At 64.9% G+C, this 404-nt stretch carries 1 protein-coding gene; it reads left to right on the top strand.

Going from position 1 to position 404, the window contains the following annotated elements:
* On the top strand, positions 1-394 hold a 394-nt coding region (locus JHD63_RS22925), incomplete at its 5' end, for a transposase (RefSeq protein WP_198973123.1).
* Positions 395-404 lie beyond the last annotated feature (10 nt).

Genomic DNA, 404 nt, shown 5'->3' with positions numbered 1-404 from the left:
GCGCGGCACAGCCGGCAACGTCAATGATGTGATCGAGGCCAACACGCTGTTGCACGGCGAGGAAACCGAGGCCTGGGGCGACGCGGGCTACCAGGGCGCAGCCAAGCGGCCCGATGCCCAGGCCGGCGTGCGCTGGAACATCGCCATGCGCCCGGGCAAACGCAAGCTGCTGGACAAAAGCCGACGGGTCGACGACCTGATTGACCAGCTCGAACGCATCAAGGCCAGCATCCGGGCCAAGGTCGAGCATCCGTTTCGGGTGATCAAGCGCCAGTTCGGACACGTCAAGGTGCGCTACCGCGGGCTGGCCAAGAACACCGCGCAGTTGCACACGCTGTTTGCGTTGTCCAACCTGTGGATGATGCGAGAGCGATTGATGGGAGCGCAGGCATGAGTGCGCCTGC

Source organism: Xylophilus sp. ASV27 (genome assembly GCF_016428875.1).
Taxonomy (GTDB): Bacteria; Pseudomonadota; Gammaproteobacteria; order Burkholderiales; family Burkholderiaceae_C; genus Xylophilus.
The sequence above is the reverse complement of the archived record's forward strand: the minus strand, read 5'-3'. Positions and strand labels throughout refer to the sequence as shown.